We start from the raw sequence: 14,103 nt of genomic DNA, 5'->3' as shown, positions 1-14,103 counted from the left end.
TGTGGACTACGGCCAATGCTTCGCGCACGCGCGTGGCTGAGTTATTCCCAAGACATGATCAGGAGGCAACCCGTGAGCGCGACCGCGGACCACGCGGAGGAGCGGACCAACCCTGCCGTCAGGCTGGGTTTCCAGCCCGAGCAGGTGGTCCAGGAGATCGGCTACGACGACGACGTCGACCAGGAGCTCCGCGAGTCCATCGAAGAAACCATCGGCAGCGAGCTGATGGATGAGGACTACGACGACGTGGCCGATGCCGTGGTGCTGTGGTTCCGCGACGAGGACGGTGACCTGACCGATGCGCTGGTGGACGCCACCACGTACATCGAAGAAGGCGGCTCGATCCTCCTCCTCACGCCGAAGACCGGCCGTGACGGCTACGTGGAGCCGAGCGACATCTCGGAAGCCGCGACGACGGCGGGCCTGTCCGCCTCCAAGAGCGTCAGCGTGGGCAAGGACTGGAGCGGCAGCCGGCTGGTGACGCCCAAGGCCGCGAAGTCCAAGAAGTAGGAAGCAGACCGTCCTCGGACGGGCCGAGCCCTCGTGCTCGGCCCGTCCGTCGGCTTCGGGCGGCGGCTGCGTAGGGTGTTCCCACCCAGACAGCCCCCACCCGAAGGGACATCCACGCGATGGCGATCCAGGTCGGCGACAAGGCCCCCGACTTCGAGCTCAAGGACAACCACGGCGCCACCGTGAAGCTCTCCGACTTCCGCGGTGAGAAGAACGTCGTCCTGCTCTTCTACCCGTTCGCCTTCACCGGCGTGTGCACCGGCGAGCTGTGCGAGGTGCGCGACAACCTGCCGAAGTTCGCCGACCGCGACACCCAGGTGCTCGCCGTGTCCAACGACTCCATCCACACCCTGCGCGTCTTCGCCGAGCAGGAGGGCCTGGAGTACCCGCTGCTCAGCGACTTCTGGCCGCACGGCGAGGTCTCTCGCGCCTACGGCGTCTTCGCCGAGGACAAGGGCTGCGCGGTGCGCGGCACCTTCGTCATCGACAAGGAGGGCGTGGTCCGCTGGACCGTCGTCAACGCGCTGCCGGACGCCCGTGACCTCGGCGAGTACGTCAAGGCGCTCGACACCCTCTGATTCATCGGCTCCAGGGCATGCGGGGGCCGGGAACCCGTCACTAGGATCGACTCGTTGATCCGATAGATCCGTTATCCACGCACGGCGGGGCTCCCCGCCCCTGGACACCAATGGAGGACTCGTGGGAGTCAGCCTCAGCAAGGGCGGCAACGTATCGCTGACCAAGGAGGCCCCGGGCCTGACCGCGGTCATCGTCGGTCTGGGGTGGGACGTCCGCACCACGACCGGCACCGACTTCGACCTGGACGCGAGCGCGCTGCTGCTGAACAACGCCGGCAAGGTCGGCAGCGACGCCAACTTCGTGTTCTTCAACAACCTCAAGAGCCCCGACGGCTCCGTCGAGCACACCGGTGACAACACCACCGGTGAGGGCGAGGGCGACGACGAGGCGATCAAGGTCAACCTGGCGACGGTCCCGGCCGACGTCGAGAAGATCGTCTTCCCGGTGTCGATCTACGACGCCGAGAACCGCCAGCAGTCCTTCGGCCAGGTGCGCAACGCGTTCATCCGCGTGGTGAACCAGGCCGGCGGCGCCGAGATCGCCCGCTACGACCTGAGCGAGGACGCCTCGACGGAGACCGCCATGGTCTTCGGCGAGCTCTACCGCCACGGCGCGGAGTGGAAGTTCCGCGCCATCGGCCAGGGCTACGCCTCCGGCCTGCGCGGCATCGCCCAGGACTTCGGCGTCAACGTCTGAGTCCGGGGGCGCCCGAAGGATTCACCCTTGTCCGGCGCCGCACCGTTTAGGGGCGGCGCCGGACGCGCAGGACAACCGAAGAAGCACCACGTGGCAGCACCAGGGGAGGACCAGCAATATGGGCGTCACGCTCGCCAAAGGGGGCAACGTCTCCCTGTCCAAGGCCGCGCCGAACCTCACACAGGTGATGGTCGGGCTCGGCTGGGACGCGCGCTCCACCACCGGAGCCCCCTTCGACCTCGACGCCAGCGCGCTGCTGTGCAACAGCGGCCGGGTGCTCGGGGACCAGTGGTTCGTCTTCTACAACCAGCTCAAGAGCCCCGACGGCTCGGTCGAGCACACCGGCGACAACCTCACCGGTGAGGGCGACGGCGACGACGAGTCGGTGCTGGTGGACCTCGCGAAGGTGCCCGCCCACTGCGACAAGATCGTCTTCCCCGTCTCCATCCACATGGCCGACGAGCGCGGCCAGACCTTCGGCCAGGTGTCCAACGCCTTCATCCGCGTCGTCAACCAGGCCGACGGCCAGGAGCTCGCGCGCTACGACCTCAGTGAGGACGCCTCCACCGAGACCGCGATGATCTTCGGCGAGCTCTACCGGTACGGGGGCGAGTGGAAGTTCCGGGCGGTCGGACAGGGGTACGCGTCGGGGCTGCGGGGCATCGCCATGGACTTCGGGGTCAACGTCACATAACGCGTTATGAGCAAAAGCCGGTCCCCCGTGGGCTGCGAGGGGGGCGGGACTAGACTTCGGCTTCAAAAGTTCGTAAAGCCGAGTACGGCGCGGGGGAGACCCGTACACACAGGGATTGGGTAGCCAGTGCTTCTGAAAACCTTCGGCTGGTCGTTCGCGGTGACCGCGCTCGGCCTGGCCGCTGCGGTCTTCTACGGGGGGTGGGAGGCCTTCGGCATCGTGGCGATCCTCTCCGTCCTCGAGATCTCGCTGTCGTTCGACAACGCGGTGGTCAACGCCGGAATCCTGAAGAAGATGAACGCCTTCTGGCAGAAGATCTTCCTCACCGTCGGCGTCCTCATCGCGGTCTTCGGCATGCGGCTGGTCTTCCCCGTCGTGATCGTCGCGATCAGCGCCAAGATGGGCCCCATCGAGGCCGTCGACCTCGCGCTCAACAACAAGGACCGCTACCAGGAGCTCGTCACCGACGCGCACCCGTCGATCGCCGCCTTCGGTGGCATGTTCCTGCTGATGATCTTCCTCGACTTCATCTTCGAGGACCGGGACATCCAGTGGCTGCGCTGGATCGAGCGCCCGCTCGCCAAGCTCGGCAAGGTCGACATGCTGTCGGTCTGCATCGCCCTGATCGTCCTGCTGATCACCTCCTTCACCTTCGCCACCCACGCCCACCAGCACGGCGGCGGACATGTCGACAAGGCCCAGACCGTCCTGATCTCCGGCATCGCCGGTCTGATCACCTACATGGTCGTCGGCGGTCTCTCCGGCTACTTCGAGGACAAACTCGAGGAAGAGGAGGAACGCGAGCACGAGGAGGAGGAAGAGGCCGCGCGCACCGGCAAGCCGAAATCCGCGGTGCTGCTGGCCGGCCAGGCCGCGTTCTTCATGTTCCTCTACCTGGAAGTGCTGGACGCCTCCTTCTCCTTCGACGGTGTGATCGGCGCGTTCGCCATCACCAACGACATCGTGCTCATGGCCCTGGGCCTCGGCATCGGCGCGATGTACGTCCGTTCGCTCACCGTCTACCTGGTCCGCCAGGGCACCCTGGACGACTACGTCTACCTGGAGCACGGCGCCCACTACGCGATCGGCGCCCTGGCCGTGATCCTGATGGTCACCATCCAGTACGAGATCAACGAGGTCATCACCGGTCTCGTCGGCGTCGTCCTGATCGCCTGGTCGTTCTGGTCCTCCGTGCGCCGCAACAAGGCACTGGCGGCGGCCGAGGGAAAAGCTGAGGGCTCGGACGAGAAGACCGAGGTCTCGTCCGGGGTCTAGACACGGTGTGAACCGGGTTGCGCCGAGGAACGCTCTTTGCGGGGCGGTCGGTGAGGACACCTGTCCTCCACGGCCGCCCCGCCGGTATGTCGTGCGAGAAACGTGGGGGCGGGAATGGGCTTCTTCGACGGGCTTCTGGGCAGCCGTACGGCCGAGTTCGACTCGGGCAGCGCGGCGACCAACGCGATCGAACTGACCAAGCGGCATCACTATGTCTCCCTGACCAAACAGGGCGCGGCCACGGGGAACCTGCGGGTCAACCTGACCTGGCGGATGCGCACCTCGGACATCGGCGGGCCCCAGCGGGAGAGTCTGCTGCGGCACCCCTTCAAGGCGCTCAAACCGCCGGAGGTCATCGGGCACAGCCAGAGCATGGTCAACGTCGACCTCGACCTGGGATGCCTGTACGAGCTGTCCGACGGCACGAAAGGGGTCGTACAGCCGCTGGGCGGGCTGCTGGGGGACGTCAACGCGCCGCCGTACGTGAAGCTCAGCGGGGACGACCGGTTCGGGTCGGCGTCGGGGGAGACGATGTACGTCAACCTCGACCACCGCGACGACATCAAGCGGCTCCTGGTGTTCGTCTACATCTACGACCAGACGCCGGCGTTCGACCGGACGCACGCGATGGTGACGCTGTACCCCAGCAACGGGCCGCGGATCGAGATAGGCCTCGACGAGCGGCATCCGCAGGCCCGGTCGTGTGCGGTGGTGATGATCGAGAACGTGAAGGGGGAGCTGGTGGTGCGGCGGGAGGTGCGGTTCGTGTACGGGTTCCAGGCGGAGCTCGACCGGCTGTACGGGTGGGGGTTGCAGTGGGGGCGGGGTTACAAGACGAAGGTGGAGAAATAGAAAAGCAAGGGCGATCACTCACCGCCCGATGAATTGCGGGCCCTGCGGCGGTAGCTGGAAGGAGCCGTCCGGGTAGGCGTAGCCGTGGGTCGGCAGGTTGTTCGGGTAGCCGTAGGCCGGCTGCTGCTGGGGGACCTGCGCGGTGGGCTGCTCCGGCGGGAGGGGCTGGGAGAGGCTCGGGGTGGGCGGGAGCGGGGCCGGGTCCGCGGCGCCCGCCGCCGCCTCCTCCGACTCGTCCACCGAGATGCCGAAGTCCGTCGCCAGGCCCTTCAGCCCGTTGGAGTAGCCCTCGCCCAGGGCGCGGAACTTCCAGCCCTCGCCGCGGCGGTACAGCTCGCCGCAGATCAGCGCGGTCTCCTCACCCGTCTCGGGACGGATGTCGAACGTGGCGATCGGGTCACCGTCGGTCGTCGCGTCGTACAGCAGGATGCTGAGCGACCGTACGCCGTCGAAGGTGGCACCGTCCGCCGAAGCGACCAGGAGAATCTGACCGACGCCGGGCTCGACACCGGCCAGATCTGTCTGGATGGTGTCGGTGAGGCCCTCGGCGCCCCGCTTCTTGCCGAGCCGCCAGACCTTCCCGGACGGGTGCCGGGGCTGGTTGTAGAAGACGAAGTCCTCGTCGGAGCGCACGCGGCCGTCGGGACCGAGGAGCAGTGCGGAGGCATCGACGTCCGGCACCCCTTGCCCGGGCGTCCAGCGCAGTACAGCGCGTACCGTGGTTGCCTTGAGCGGGACGTTGGACCCCTTCAGCATCGCGTGCGTCATGCGGTCATCCTGCCCTCTCGGTCCTGATCACGACAACGCGGGGTACACGGAGACACAGCGGAACCCACACGGGCGAGTTACCTGAAATTCATGCCCCGCGGGAACCCCTGACATGGACTTCTACGTACTATTACCGGCCACCTCAGGTGGAATCCACAGCCTGACCTGCAACACGGGGGAGTTTTATGCGTCATTTCGGGCACCTCGCCCCCGAGGTGCGGCAGCGTCTCTTCCACCGGGAGCCCTGCGTCTTCGACGCCGACTCCCCGGCCAGGCTGCTCTCCGCGGCCCTGGGCGCCACGCTCTACAGCCCGGCCACCCGCCCCCGGCTGGCCGACGACATCGTCAAGCAGACCGCGCGCGGCGTGGTCTCGATGGTGCTGTGCCTGGAGGACTCCATCGGCGACGAGGACGTCCCGGCGGGCGAGGAGAACCTCGTCCGCCAGTTCGCCGACCTCGCGGGCCGCGCCGACCTGGACCGGCCGCTCCTGTTCATCCGGGTGCGCACGCCCGAGCAGATCCCCGACCTCGTCCGCCGCCTCGGCCCGCACACGAGCCTGCTGAGCGGGTTCGTGTTCCCGAAGTTCACCGAGGAGCGCGGCATCCCCTTCCTGGAGGCCCTCGCCACCGCGGAGAACGCGAGCGGCCGCCGGCTCTTCGGCATGCCCGTCCTGGAGACCCCCGAGCTGATGTACCGGGAGTCCCGGGTGGACGCCCTGGAGGGCATCGCCCGCGCGGTCGACAAGTACCGCGGCCGGGTCCTGGCGCTCCGCCTCGGGGTGACCGACTTCTGTTCCTCGTACGGTCTGCGCCGGGCGCCCGACATGACCGCCTACGACGTCCAGATCGTCGCCTCCGTGATCGCCGACGTGGTGAACATGCTGGGCCGCGCCGACGGCACCGGGTTCACGGTGACCGGGCCGGTGTGGGAGTACTTCCGGGTCCCGGAGCGCATGTTCAAGCCGATGCTGCGGCACAGCCCCTTCCTGGAGGGACAGGCCGTGGAACTGCGCGAGAGACTGATCGAGCACGCCATGGACGGGCTGCTGCGCGAGATCTCCCTCGACCAGGCCAACGGTCTGCTCGGCAAGACCTGCATCCACCCCTCCCACGTCCCGGCCGTGCACGCGCTGTCCGTCGTCAGCCACGAGGAGTACAGCGACGCGGCGGACATCCTGCGGCCGGAACGCGGCGGTGGGGGTGTGCTCAGGTCCCAGTACACGAACAAGATGAACGAGGTGAAGCCGCACCGCGCCTGGGCCGAGCGCACGATGCTCCGGGCCGAGGTCTTCGGTGTGGCCAACGAGGACGTCAGCTTCGTCGACCTGCTCGCCGCCGGCATCCCCGGCTGAAATACCACCTCACTCTCTAGGGACGCATGAACAACGCAGTGAACAACGGGGTCTGGTCCGGCAGCTGGGTCGCCGAGCGGCTCGGGGTCGAGATCGCGGGGGACGACTCGCTCACGCAGATGCTGGGACTGGCCCTGCGCCGCAACCCCAAGCGGGCCCATCTGCTGGTCTCCCACGTGCTGGGCAAGCACGTCCCGCAGTCCCCGTCCGTCGTGTACGGCCATGGCCTCGCCCTCGGCCGCAGGGTGCGGGACCTGCTCGGCGAGGCGGACAGCGGCCGGGCGGTCGTCCTGGGCTATGCCGAGACCGCCACGGGCCTCGGCCACTCCGTCGCCGACGGCCTCGGTCTCGCCCCCTACCTGCACTCGACCCGCCGGCCGGTCGCCGGCGTCGCCCCCGCGGGCGGCTTCGAGGAGTCCCACTCCCACGCGACGTCCCACCTGCTCCTCCCGGAGGACGCGACCCTGCTGGTCGGCACCGGCCCCCTGGTCCTGGTCGACGACGAGTTCTCCACGGGCAACACGATCATGAACACGATCAGGGACCTGCACGACCGCTACCCACGGGAGCGTTACGTGGTGGTCGCCCTGGTGGACATGAGGTCCCCGCAGGACACGGGCCGCCTGGAGGCGTTCGCGGGCGAGATCGGCGCCCGCGTCGACCTGGTGGCCACGGCGACGGGCACGGTACGACTGCCGGAGGGGGTCCTGGAAAAGGGCCAGAGCCTTGTGGCCGAGTACGCGTGTGCCGACTCAGGGGCGCGGGGAACTGCGCGAAAGGCCCCCACCGGCCCGCAGACGATCGATCTCGAATGGCCCCCGAACCTCCCCGACGGAGGTCGCCACGGCTTCACCCCCGAGCACCGAATACGCCTGGAAACCGCACTCCCCGCGATGGCCGCCCGCCTCGCGGAGGCACTACCCCAGGACGCAGGCCGCGTCCTGGTGCTCGGTTTCGAAGAGCTGATGTACGCCCCCCTCCGCCTCGCCCAAGCCCTGGAACAGCTCACGAACACGGACGTCCGCTACAGCACCACCACCCGCTCCCCCGTCCTCGCCGTCGACGACCCGGGCTACGCCATCCGCAGCCGCCTCGTCTTCCCGGCCCACGACGACCCCGCCGACGGCCCCGGCGACCGGTACGCCTACAACGTCGCGGGCGCCGGTTTCGACGCCGTCGTGGCCGTCGTCGACTCGGCCGCCGACACCCCCGCGCTGCACGCCCCCGACGGCCTGCTGGCCCAGCTCGCCGCACACACCCCGCACGTGGTCCTGGCGGTCATCCCGTCGTACGTCCCCGAAAGGCTCCCCATGCTGCCCGAGCCCCTCCGCGGCCCCGCCTTCTCCTCGTACGCGCCCGAGGAGGTCGGCTGGCTGCTCCAGGACCTCTCGGACGTGACCCTGGAGGCACCGACCGAGGAGCGGGAGGAGGCCATCCAGAGCGGCGGCGCGCACTACGCCGAGTCGCTGCCGGTCGAGTACCAGCCGAGCGAGCAGTACCAGGAGCTGTTCCAGGCGGCGCTCGAGACCTCGGCCGCGCGGATCGCGCAGGCGGTGGGCGTCGTCACGGAGACCGTGATCGCCGAGCGCTCCCCCCGGCCGGTCCTGGTCTCCCTCGCCCGCGCCGGCACCCCCGTGGGCGTCCTGATGCGCCGCTGGGCCCAGTTCCGCCACGGTCTCGACCTGCCGCACTACGCCGTGTCGATCGTGCGCGGCCGGGGCATCGACGCCAACGCGCTGCGCTGGCTGGCCGCCCACCACGACCCGCGGGACGTGGTGTTCGTCGACGGCTGGACCGGCAAGGGCGCCATCACCCGGGAGCTGGCCGCGGCGATCGAGGAGTTCGAGGCGGCGGGCGGCGCGGCCGGGTTCGACGCGGAGATCGCGGTGCTGGCGGATCCGGGCTCGTGCGTGCGGACGTACGGCACCCGCGAGGACTTCCTGATCCCCTCGGCCTGCCTGAACTCGACGGTCTCGGGGCTGATCTCGCGGACGGTCCTGCGGGCCGACCTGGTGGGCCCGGACGACTTCCACGGTGCGAAGTTCTACCGGGAGCTGGCCGGCGCGGATGTGTCCGTGGCCTTCCTGGACGCCGTGGCCGACCGGTTCGCCGAGGTCGCGGAGGCGGTGGCCGCCGCGGTGAAGGAACTGCTCGCGAGCGACCGTACGCCCACCTGGGAGGGCTGGGCGGCCGTCGAGCGGATCAGCGAGGAGTACGGCATCCACGATGTGAACCTGGTCAAGCCGGGCGTCGGCGAGACCACCCGGGTGCTGCTGCGCCGGGTGCCCTGGAAGATCCTGGCGCGGGCCGGGGCGGGCGCCGACCTGGACCACGTACGGCTCCTGGCGGAGCAGAGAGGGGTGCCCGTGGAGGAGGTCGGCGAGCTGCCGTACACCTGTGTGGGGCTGATCCATCCGAAGTACACGCGCGGGGCGACCGGCGCCGACGGCAAGGCGGTGGCACTCTGATGGCCGTGCTGGTGGCGAGCGACCTCGACCGAACGCTGATCTACTCCCCGGCGGCGCTGGCGCTGACCATGCCGGACGCGCGGGCGCCCCGGCTGCTGTGCGTGGAGGTGCACGAGGCCAGGCCGCTGTCGTTCATGACGGAGACGGCGGCCGGGCTGCTCACCGACCTCGGGGACGCGGCGGTGTTCACGCCGACGACCACCCGGACCCGCAAGCAGTATCTGCGGATCAACCTCCCGGGGCCGGCCCCGAAGTACGCGATCTGCGCCAACGGCGGCCACATCCTGGTCGACGGGGTCACCGACCAGGACTGGCACGCGGGGGTGCTCGCGCGGCTGGCGGAGCAGTGCGCGCCCCTGGACGAGGTCCGGGCGCATCTGGAGGCCACCGCCGACCCGCTGTGGGTGCGCAAGCACCGGGTCGCCGAGGACCTGTTCGCCTATCTCGTCGTGGAGCGCGAGCTGCTGCCGGAGGAGTGGGTGAAGGAGCTGGCGGCCTGGGCGGAGAACCGGGGCTGGACGGTGTCGCTGCAGGGCCGCAAGATCTACGCCGTGCCGAAGCCGCTGACGAAGAGCGCGGCCGTGCGCGAGGTGGCCCGGCGCACCGGCGCCGAGCTGACCCTGGGCGCCGGGGACTCCCTGCTCGACGCCGATCTGCTGCTGGCCGTGGACCGCGGCTGGCGGCCGGGCCACGGCGAGCTGGCCGAGACGGAGTGGACGGCCCCCGGGATCACCGCCCTGCCCGAGCGGGGCGTCCTCGCCGGGGAGCGCATCCTGCGGGAGTTCCTGAAGGAGGTCCGAGGACCCCGGTAGGGCGACAGGCCCTGAGGTCAGGAGCAGCAGCCTCCGCCGCAGCAGCCGCCGCCACCCCCGCCCCCGCCGCCCGCCCTGGGCGCGGGGGCGTTCGCCGTGCCGCCGACGGCCACGGCCGAGAGCAGCTTCACGGTGTCGTCGTGGCCGGCCGGGCAGGCGGCGGGGGCGGCGGACTCGGCCATGGGACGGCTCAGTTCGAATGTGTCGTCGCAGGTCCGGCAGCGGTACTCGTAGCGAGGCATGGCGACAGGTTAATCCTCATATGCCGGGCAGACCCCATCAGAGTTTTCCCTCTGTTTGCTTCTGTCGATTTCTTATGTGGAGAATTTGCGAAGGGCGCTGGTAATTTGAGGGTGCCGCGATGAACCGCGAGGTCGGGGGGATTCAGGGTTTGCAGCCGAGTCCACGGCAACCATGTCAGACCCTCGTACGTCTGTACGTCTGCCTGTGCGAGCAACACGAAGGTGCGGAGGGAGACGCGTAGTGGACCAGGTGGGGCAGGGGGAGGAGCCCCAAAGGCCGGACGAAACCATGCAGTTGAAGCTCCCCGCCGCTTTCCGGGCGGACGAGACCATGCAGCTGCGGGTGTCGGACATTCCTCAAGTGCCCGACACGTCGGGGACTTCGGGAACCTCGGAGAAAACGCGTACTTCGGGAAATCGCCGCAAGGCCCCACGCCCCTCCCTGTTTGCCCGAATATCTAGGGTTTTGGGATCCCGTTTCGCCCCCCTTGTCGCGGTGCTGGGCCCCTATGTGACTCGTGTCACTCCCTACGCCCGCAAGCTCCGCCCGCAGTACCCGCGCCCCGGCCGCAGCGACTGGCGGCGCTGGATACCCTCCTGGCGGCAGTGCCTGGGGGGCTTCTTCGCGTCCCTGGGCCTGAGCACCTTCCTCCTCGTCGTCGCCTACGCGGCCACCGACGTGCCGCAGAACCTCAACTCCTACGCGACCCAGCAGGACAACGTGTTCTTCTGGTCCGACGGCACGCCCATGGCCCGCACCGGCTGGGTGCAGCGCCAGGCGATGCCGCTGAAGGACATCCCCGAGGACGTCCGCTGGGCGGTCCTCGCCGCCGAGAACGCGAGCTTCTACAGCGACCCCGGCATCTCGGTCAAGGGCATCAGCCGCGCCCTGTTCCGCACCATCGGCCAGGGCGACACCCAGGGCGGCTCGACGATCACCCAGCAGTACGTCAAGAACGTCTACCTGAACCAGGAACAGACGATCGGGCGCAAGTTCACCGAGGCGATGATCTCCCTCAAGCTGGACAACCAGATGAGCAAGGACGACATCCTCGAGGGCTACCTCAACACCAGCTGGTTCGGCCGCGGCACCTACGGCATCCAGCGCGCCGCCCAGGCCTACTACGGCAAGGACGTCGGCGAGCTCAACGCCAGCGAGGCCGCGTTCCTCGCCTCCCTGCTCAAGGGTGCCGGCCTGTACGACCCGACCCTGTCCAGCGCCAACCGCGCCCGCGCCGTCGAGCGCTGGCAGTGGACCCTGGACCGGATGGTCGAGATCGGCAAGCTGTCGAAGGCCGAGCGGGCCAAGTACACGAAGTTCCCCGAGCCGCTGAAGAGCAACCCGCTGTACGACACCGGTGAGCAGAGCGACTACCTGGTGGAGCTCGCCACCCAGTACGCCAAGAAGTCCGGGGGCATCTCCGACAAGGACTTCGACCTGGGCGGCTACCAGATCTACACGACCTTCGACAAGAAGCGCGAGGACAAGCTCACCAAGGCCGTCACCGCCGCCCGCAAGAAGGCCCTCAAGGACGACCCGAAGAAGGCGAAGGCCGCCCACTACGGCGCCGCCTCCGTCACCTCCGACGGACGGATCCTCGCCGTCTACGGCGGCCCCGACCACCGTACGCAGGGCTACAACGAGTCCAACGCCACCACCGTCCCGGCCGGCTCCGCCTTCCTGCCCTTCGTCTACGCCGCCGGGCTGGAGAACGGCGTCCACAAGACCCGCGACGACGGGGACGCCGTCGAGGTCACCGGCGACTCGCTCTACAACGGCGACGACAAGGTCCTGCTGACCACCCCCGAGGGCTACTACTGGGACCGCAGCGGCAAACGGGTCGCCGCCGAGAACGACGGCGGCAGGTCCTACGGGCAGATCTCCCTGCACCGCGCGCTGGAGCTGTCGGTGAACACGCCGTTCATGCAGCTCGGCATGGACACCGGCCTGGACAAGGTGCGCCAGACCGCGGAGGCCTCCGGCTTCCTGGCGTCCAGCATCGGCGCCCAGGTGCCCGCGCTGTCCATGGGCAGCTCCACACCCAGCGCGATCCGGATGGCGAGCGGCTACTCCACCTTCGCCGCGGACGGCAGGCACACCGAGCCGTACTCGGTGCTGAGGATCACCCGGAACGGCTCCGACCTGCCCCTGGACACGCCGAAGCCCAAGCGGGCGCTGCGTACCGCGGTGGCCGAGGAGGTCACCTCCGCGCTCACCGACTCCTTCCGCACCGCCCACCCGTCCGACGTACCCGTCTCCTCGACCGGGTCCGTACCGGCGGGCAAGGCCGGCACCACCGACAAGGACACCGCAGCCTGGTACGTCGGCACCTTCAAGAAGGTCTCCACCGCGGTCGTCGCGTACCGCATCGACCTCACCAAGAGCCTTGAACCACTGCCTCTGGAGGGCATCGCCGGAGCCACCGACGACAGCGTCCCGTACGGCATCTGGTCCAGTGCCATGAGCCCGCTCGGCTGACCACCGAACGGGCCCCGCGTCCCCAACCCGGAGAATGAGCCGCACATGAAGTCACCGTCGGGCCGCCGCCGCAAGGCCGCGGAACCGCGCCGCACCGCCGCCGCGCACCCAGGGTTCCTCACCCTGGCGGCGCTTCTCGTCGTCGCCTCGCTGATGGGCGGCTACCTGGTGCTCGACCGCACCGACAACACCCAGCCCACGGCGTCCTCGGGGGACAGCAAGAAGGCGTCGGCGAAGGCGAGCAAGGAGCCGGTGTGGGACGGCAAGACCCACGTCCTGGGGGACGGCTCCACCTCGTACACCGGTCCGCAGAAGGACCAGTTGAAGGCGGAACCCCTCAAGCCCGGTGAGAAGCCGCCCCAGTTCGTCGTCCTCTCCTGGGACGGCGCGCTCGCGGGCGACGACGGGCTCTTCGAGCACTACCGCGAGATGGCCAAGCAGTACAACGCCCACATGACCTTCTTCCTCACGGGCATCTACCTGCTGCCCAAGAGCAAGCGGGACCTGTACTCCCCGCCGATGCACGACAAGGGCGCGGCGGCCATCAGCTTCCCCACCGACGAGCACATCCGCACCACGCTGGAGGAGCTCGCCGCGTCGTGGGAGGAGGGCAACGAGATAGGCACCCACTTCAACGGGCACTTCTGCGGGGCCAAGGGCGGCGGCGACTGGAGCGTCGCGCAGTGGAAGAGCGAGATCGACCAGTTCTACGAGTTCGTGGAGAACTGGAAGACCAACACCGGCTACACGGACATGGATCCGCTGCCCTTCGACTTCAAGAAGGAGGTCACCGGCGGCCGGGCGCCCTGCCTGGAGGGGCAGACCAACCTGCTCAAGGCGGCCAAGAGCTACGGCTGGCGCTACGACGCCTCCAACCCCGGCGGTCTGCAGGTCTGGCCGACGAAGAAGGACGGCCTGTGGGACTTCCCGCTCCAGGGACTCCCGTACGGCGACATCCAGGCCCTGTCCATGGACTTCAACTTCCTCTACAACCAGTCGAACGGCGAGACCGAGGGCGACCCCGCCAAGTACGCCGAGTGGCAGCAGGAGACCATCGACTCCTACATGTCCGGCTTCAACCGCGTCTACTACGGCAGCCGCGCACCGCTGTTCATCGGCAACCACTTCGAGAACTGGAACGGCGGCATCTACATGAAGGCCGTCGACCACGTCATCGAGAACGTGTGCACCAAGAAGGACGTCAAGTGCGTGTCCTTCAAGGAGTTGGCCGACTGGATGGACGTGCAGAAGCCCGAGACGCTGGCGGCGCTGCGCAGCCTGGATCCGGCCCAGTCGCCGGCCGACTGGTCGACCGTCGTGAAGTGACGGCGCAGTTGACGGCGAAGGCGACGGTGAAGTAACCAAACCTCAACCGT

The 14,103-nt window shown here is 68.8% G+C and carries 13 protein-coding genes; 11 read left to right on the top strand and 2 right to left on the bottom strand.

The window, feature by feature from the left end:
* The first annotated feature begins 72 nt into the window (after nucleotides 1-72).
* From ACYQ8Q_RS14595 to ACYQ8Q_RS14570, 6 genes are all read left to right on the top strand, one after another.
* Entirely contained in the window at nucleotides 73-510 is a 438-nt protein-coding gene (locus ACYQ8Q_RS14595) for a DUF3052 domain-containing protein (RefSeq protein ID WP_340380034.1), read from the top strand.
* Between the two features lie 119 nt (nucleotides 511-629).
* On the top strand, nucleotides 630-1,088 hold the full coding sequence (locus ACYQ8Q_RS14590) for a peroxiredoxin (protein WP_359287187.1): 459 nt from the start codon (nucleotides 630-632) through the stop codon (nucleotides 1,086-1,088).
* Between the two features lie 121 nt (nucleotides 1,089-1,209).
* The gene (locus ACYQ8Q_RS14585) at nucleotides 1,210-1,785 is read left to right on the top strand and encodes a calcium homeostasis/redox stress adaptation protein (protein WP_055632983.1); all 576 of its coding nucleotides are present in this window, start codon (nucleotides 1,210-1,212) and stop codon (nucleotides 1,783-1,785) included.
* 118 nt (nucleotides 1,786-1,903) lie between these two features.
* Complete coding sequence (locus ACYQ8Q_RS14580) at nucleotides 1,904-2,479, top strand: TerD family protein (RefSeq protein ID WP_460065115.1); 576 nt, start codon at nucleotides 1,904-1,906, stop codon at nucleotides 2,477-2,479.
* A 126-nt stretch (nucleotides 2,480-2,605) separates the two neighbouring features.
* Nucleotides 2,606-3,754, top strand: coding sequence for a DUF475 domain-containing protein (locus ACYQ8Q_RS14575; RefSeq protein WP_340380042.1), 1,149 nt, complete (start codon nucleotides 2,606-2,608; stop codon nucleotides 3,752-3,754).
* A 114-nt stretch (nucleotides 3,755-3,868) separates the two neighbouring features.
* Complete coding sequence (locus ACYQ8Q_RS14570; RefSeq protein WP_460065114.1) at nucleotides 3,869-4,606, top strand: TerD family protein; 738 nt, start codon at nucleotides 3,869-3,871, stop codon at nucleotides 4,604-4,606.
* Nucleotides 4,607-4,624: 18 nt separating this feature from the next.
* Here ACYQ8Q_RS14570 and ACYQ8Q_RS14565 read toward each other — a convergent pair whose 3' ends face one another.
* Nucleotides 4,625-5,374: a TerD family protein gene (locus ACYQ8Q_RS14565; protein WP_460065113.1), complete on the bottom strand. Its 750-nt coding sequence runs from the start codon at nucleotides 5,372-5,374 to the stop codon at nucleotides 4,625-4,627.
* A 185-nt stretch (nucleotides 5,375-5,559) separates the two neighbouring features.
* Between ACYQ8Q_RS14565 and ACYQ8Q_RS14560 the strand changes: the two genes are divergently transcribed.
* Genes ACYQ8Q_RS14560 through ACYQ8Q_RS14550 form a run of 3 tightly spaced genes read left to right on the top strand, consistent with a single transcriptional unit; the run spans nucleotide 5,560 to nucleotide 10,006 of the window.
* Complete coding sequence (locus ACYQ8Q_RS14560) at nucleotides 5,560-6,726, top strand: HpcH/HpaI aldolase/citrate lyase family protein (protein WP_460065111.1); 1,167 nt, start codon at nucleotides 5,560-5,562, stop codon at nucleotides 6,724-6,726.
* A 26-nt stretch (nucleotides 6,727-6,752) separates the two neighbouring features.
* Nucleotides 6,753-9,194, top strand: coding sequence for a phosphoribosyltransferase (locus tag ACYQ8Q_RS14555; RefSeq protein ID WP_460065108.1), 2,442 nt, complete (start codon nucleotides 6,753-6,755; stop codon nucleotides 9,192-9,194).
* Nucleotides 9,194-10,006 (top strand): HAD family hydrolase, encoded by an 813-nt coding sequence (locus ACYQ8Q_RS14550; RefSeq protein WP_460065106.1) that lies wholly within the window; start codon nucleotides 9,194-9,196, stop codon nucleotides 10,004-10,006. Before ACYQ8Q_RS14555 ends, ACYQ8Q_RS14550 begins: the two co-directional genes overlap by 1 nt.
* Before the next feature lie 17 nt (nucleotides 10,007-10,023).
* On the opposite strand, the gene ACYQ8Q_RS14545 is transcribed toward ACYQ8Q_RS14550, so the two are convergent.
* Nucleotides 10,024-10,248, bottom strand: coding sequence for an FmdB family zinc ribbon protein (locus ACYQ8Q_RS14545; protein ID WP_460065104.1), 225 nt, complete (start codon nucleotides 10,246-10,248; stop codon nucleotides 10,024-10,026).
* Between the two features lie 289 nt (nucleotides 10,249-10,537).
* Here ACYQ8Q_RS14545 and ACYQ8Q_RS14540 point away from each other — a divergent pair, with 289 nt between their 5' ends.
* The gene (locus ACYQ8Q_RS14540; protein ID WP_460073315.1) at nucleotides 10,538-12,727 is read left to right on the top strand and encodes a transglycosylase domain-containing protein; all 2,190 of its coding nucleotides are present in this window, start codon (nucleotides 10,538-10,540) and stop codon (nucleotides 12,725-12,727) included.
* A gap of 45 nt (nucleotides 12,728-12,772) precedes the next feature.
* On the top strand, nucleotides 12,773-14,053 hold the full coding sequence (locus tag ACYQ8Q_RS14535; RefSeq protein WP_460065101.1) for a polysaccharide deacetylase family protein: 1,281 nt from the start codon (nucleotides 12,773-12,775) through the stop codon (nucleotides 14,051-14,053).
* Nucleotides 14,054-14,103 lie beyond the last annotated feature (50 nt).

It is taken from the genome of Streptomyces sp. YKOK-I1, from assembly GCF_054660435.1.
This window is presented reverse-complemented; position numbering and strand designations above follow the sequence as displayed.

Coding starts and splice junctions, on each gene's coding strand:
- ACYQ8Q_RS14590 (WP_359287187.1), top strand. CDS start 630: ATGGCGATCCAGGTCGGCGACAAGGCCCCCGACTTCGAGCTCAAGGAC.
- ACYQ8Q_RS14580 (WP_460065115.1), top strand. CDS start 1,904: ATGGGCGTCACGCTCGCCAAAGGGGGCAACGTCTCCCTGTCCAAGGCC.
- ACYQ8Q_RS14570 (WP_460065114.1), top strand. CDS start 3,869: ATGGGCTTCTTCGACGGGCTTCTGGGCAGCCGTACGGCCGAGTTCGAC.
- ACYQ8Q_RS14565 (WP_460065113.1), bottom strand. CDS start 5,374: ATGACGCACGCGATGCTGAAGGGGTCCAACGTCCCGCTCAAGGCAACC.
- ACYQ8Q_RS14560 (WP_460065111.1), top strand. CDS start 5,560: ATGCGTCATTTCGGGCACCTCGCCCCCGAGGTGCGGCAGCGTCTCTTC.
- ACYQ8Q_RS14555 (WP_460065108.1), top strand. CDS start 6,753: ATGAACAACGCAGTGAACAACGGGGTCTGGTCCGGCAGCTGGGTCGCC.
- ACYQ8Q_RS14550 (WP_460065106.1), top strand. CDS start 9,194: ATGGCCGTGCTGGTGGCGAGCGACCTCGACCGAACGCTGATCTACTCC.
- ACYQ8Q_RS14545 (WP_460065104.1), bottom strand. CDS start 10,248: ATGCCTCGCTACGAGTACCGCTGCCGGACCTGCGACGACACATTCGAA.
- ACYQ8Q_RS14540 (WP_460073315.1), top strand. CDS start 10,538: ATGCAGTTGAAGCTCCCCGCCGCTTTCCGGGCGGACGAGACCATGCAG.
- ACYQ8Q_RS14535 (WP_460065101.1), top strand. CDS start 12,773: ATGAAGTCACCGTCGGGCCGCCGCCGCAAGGCCGCGGAACCGCGCCGC.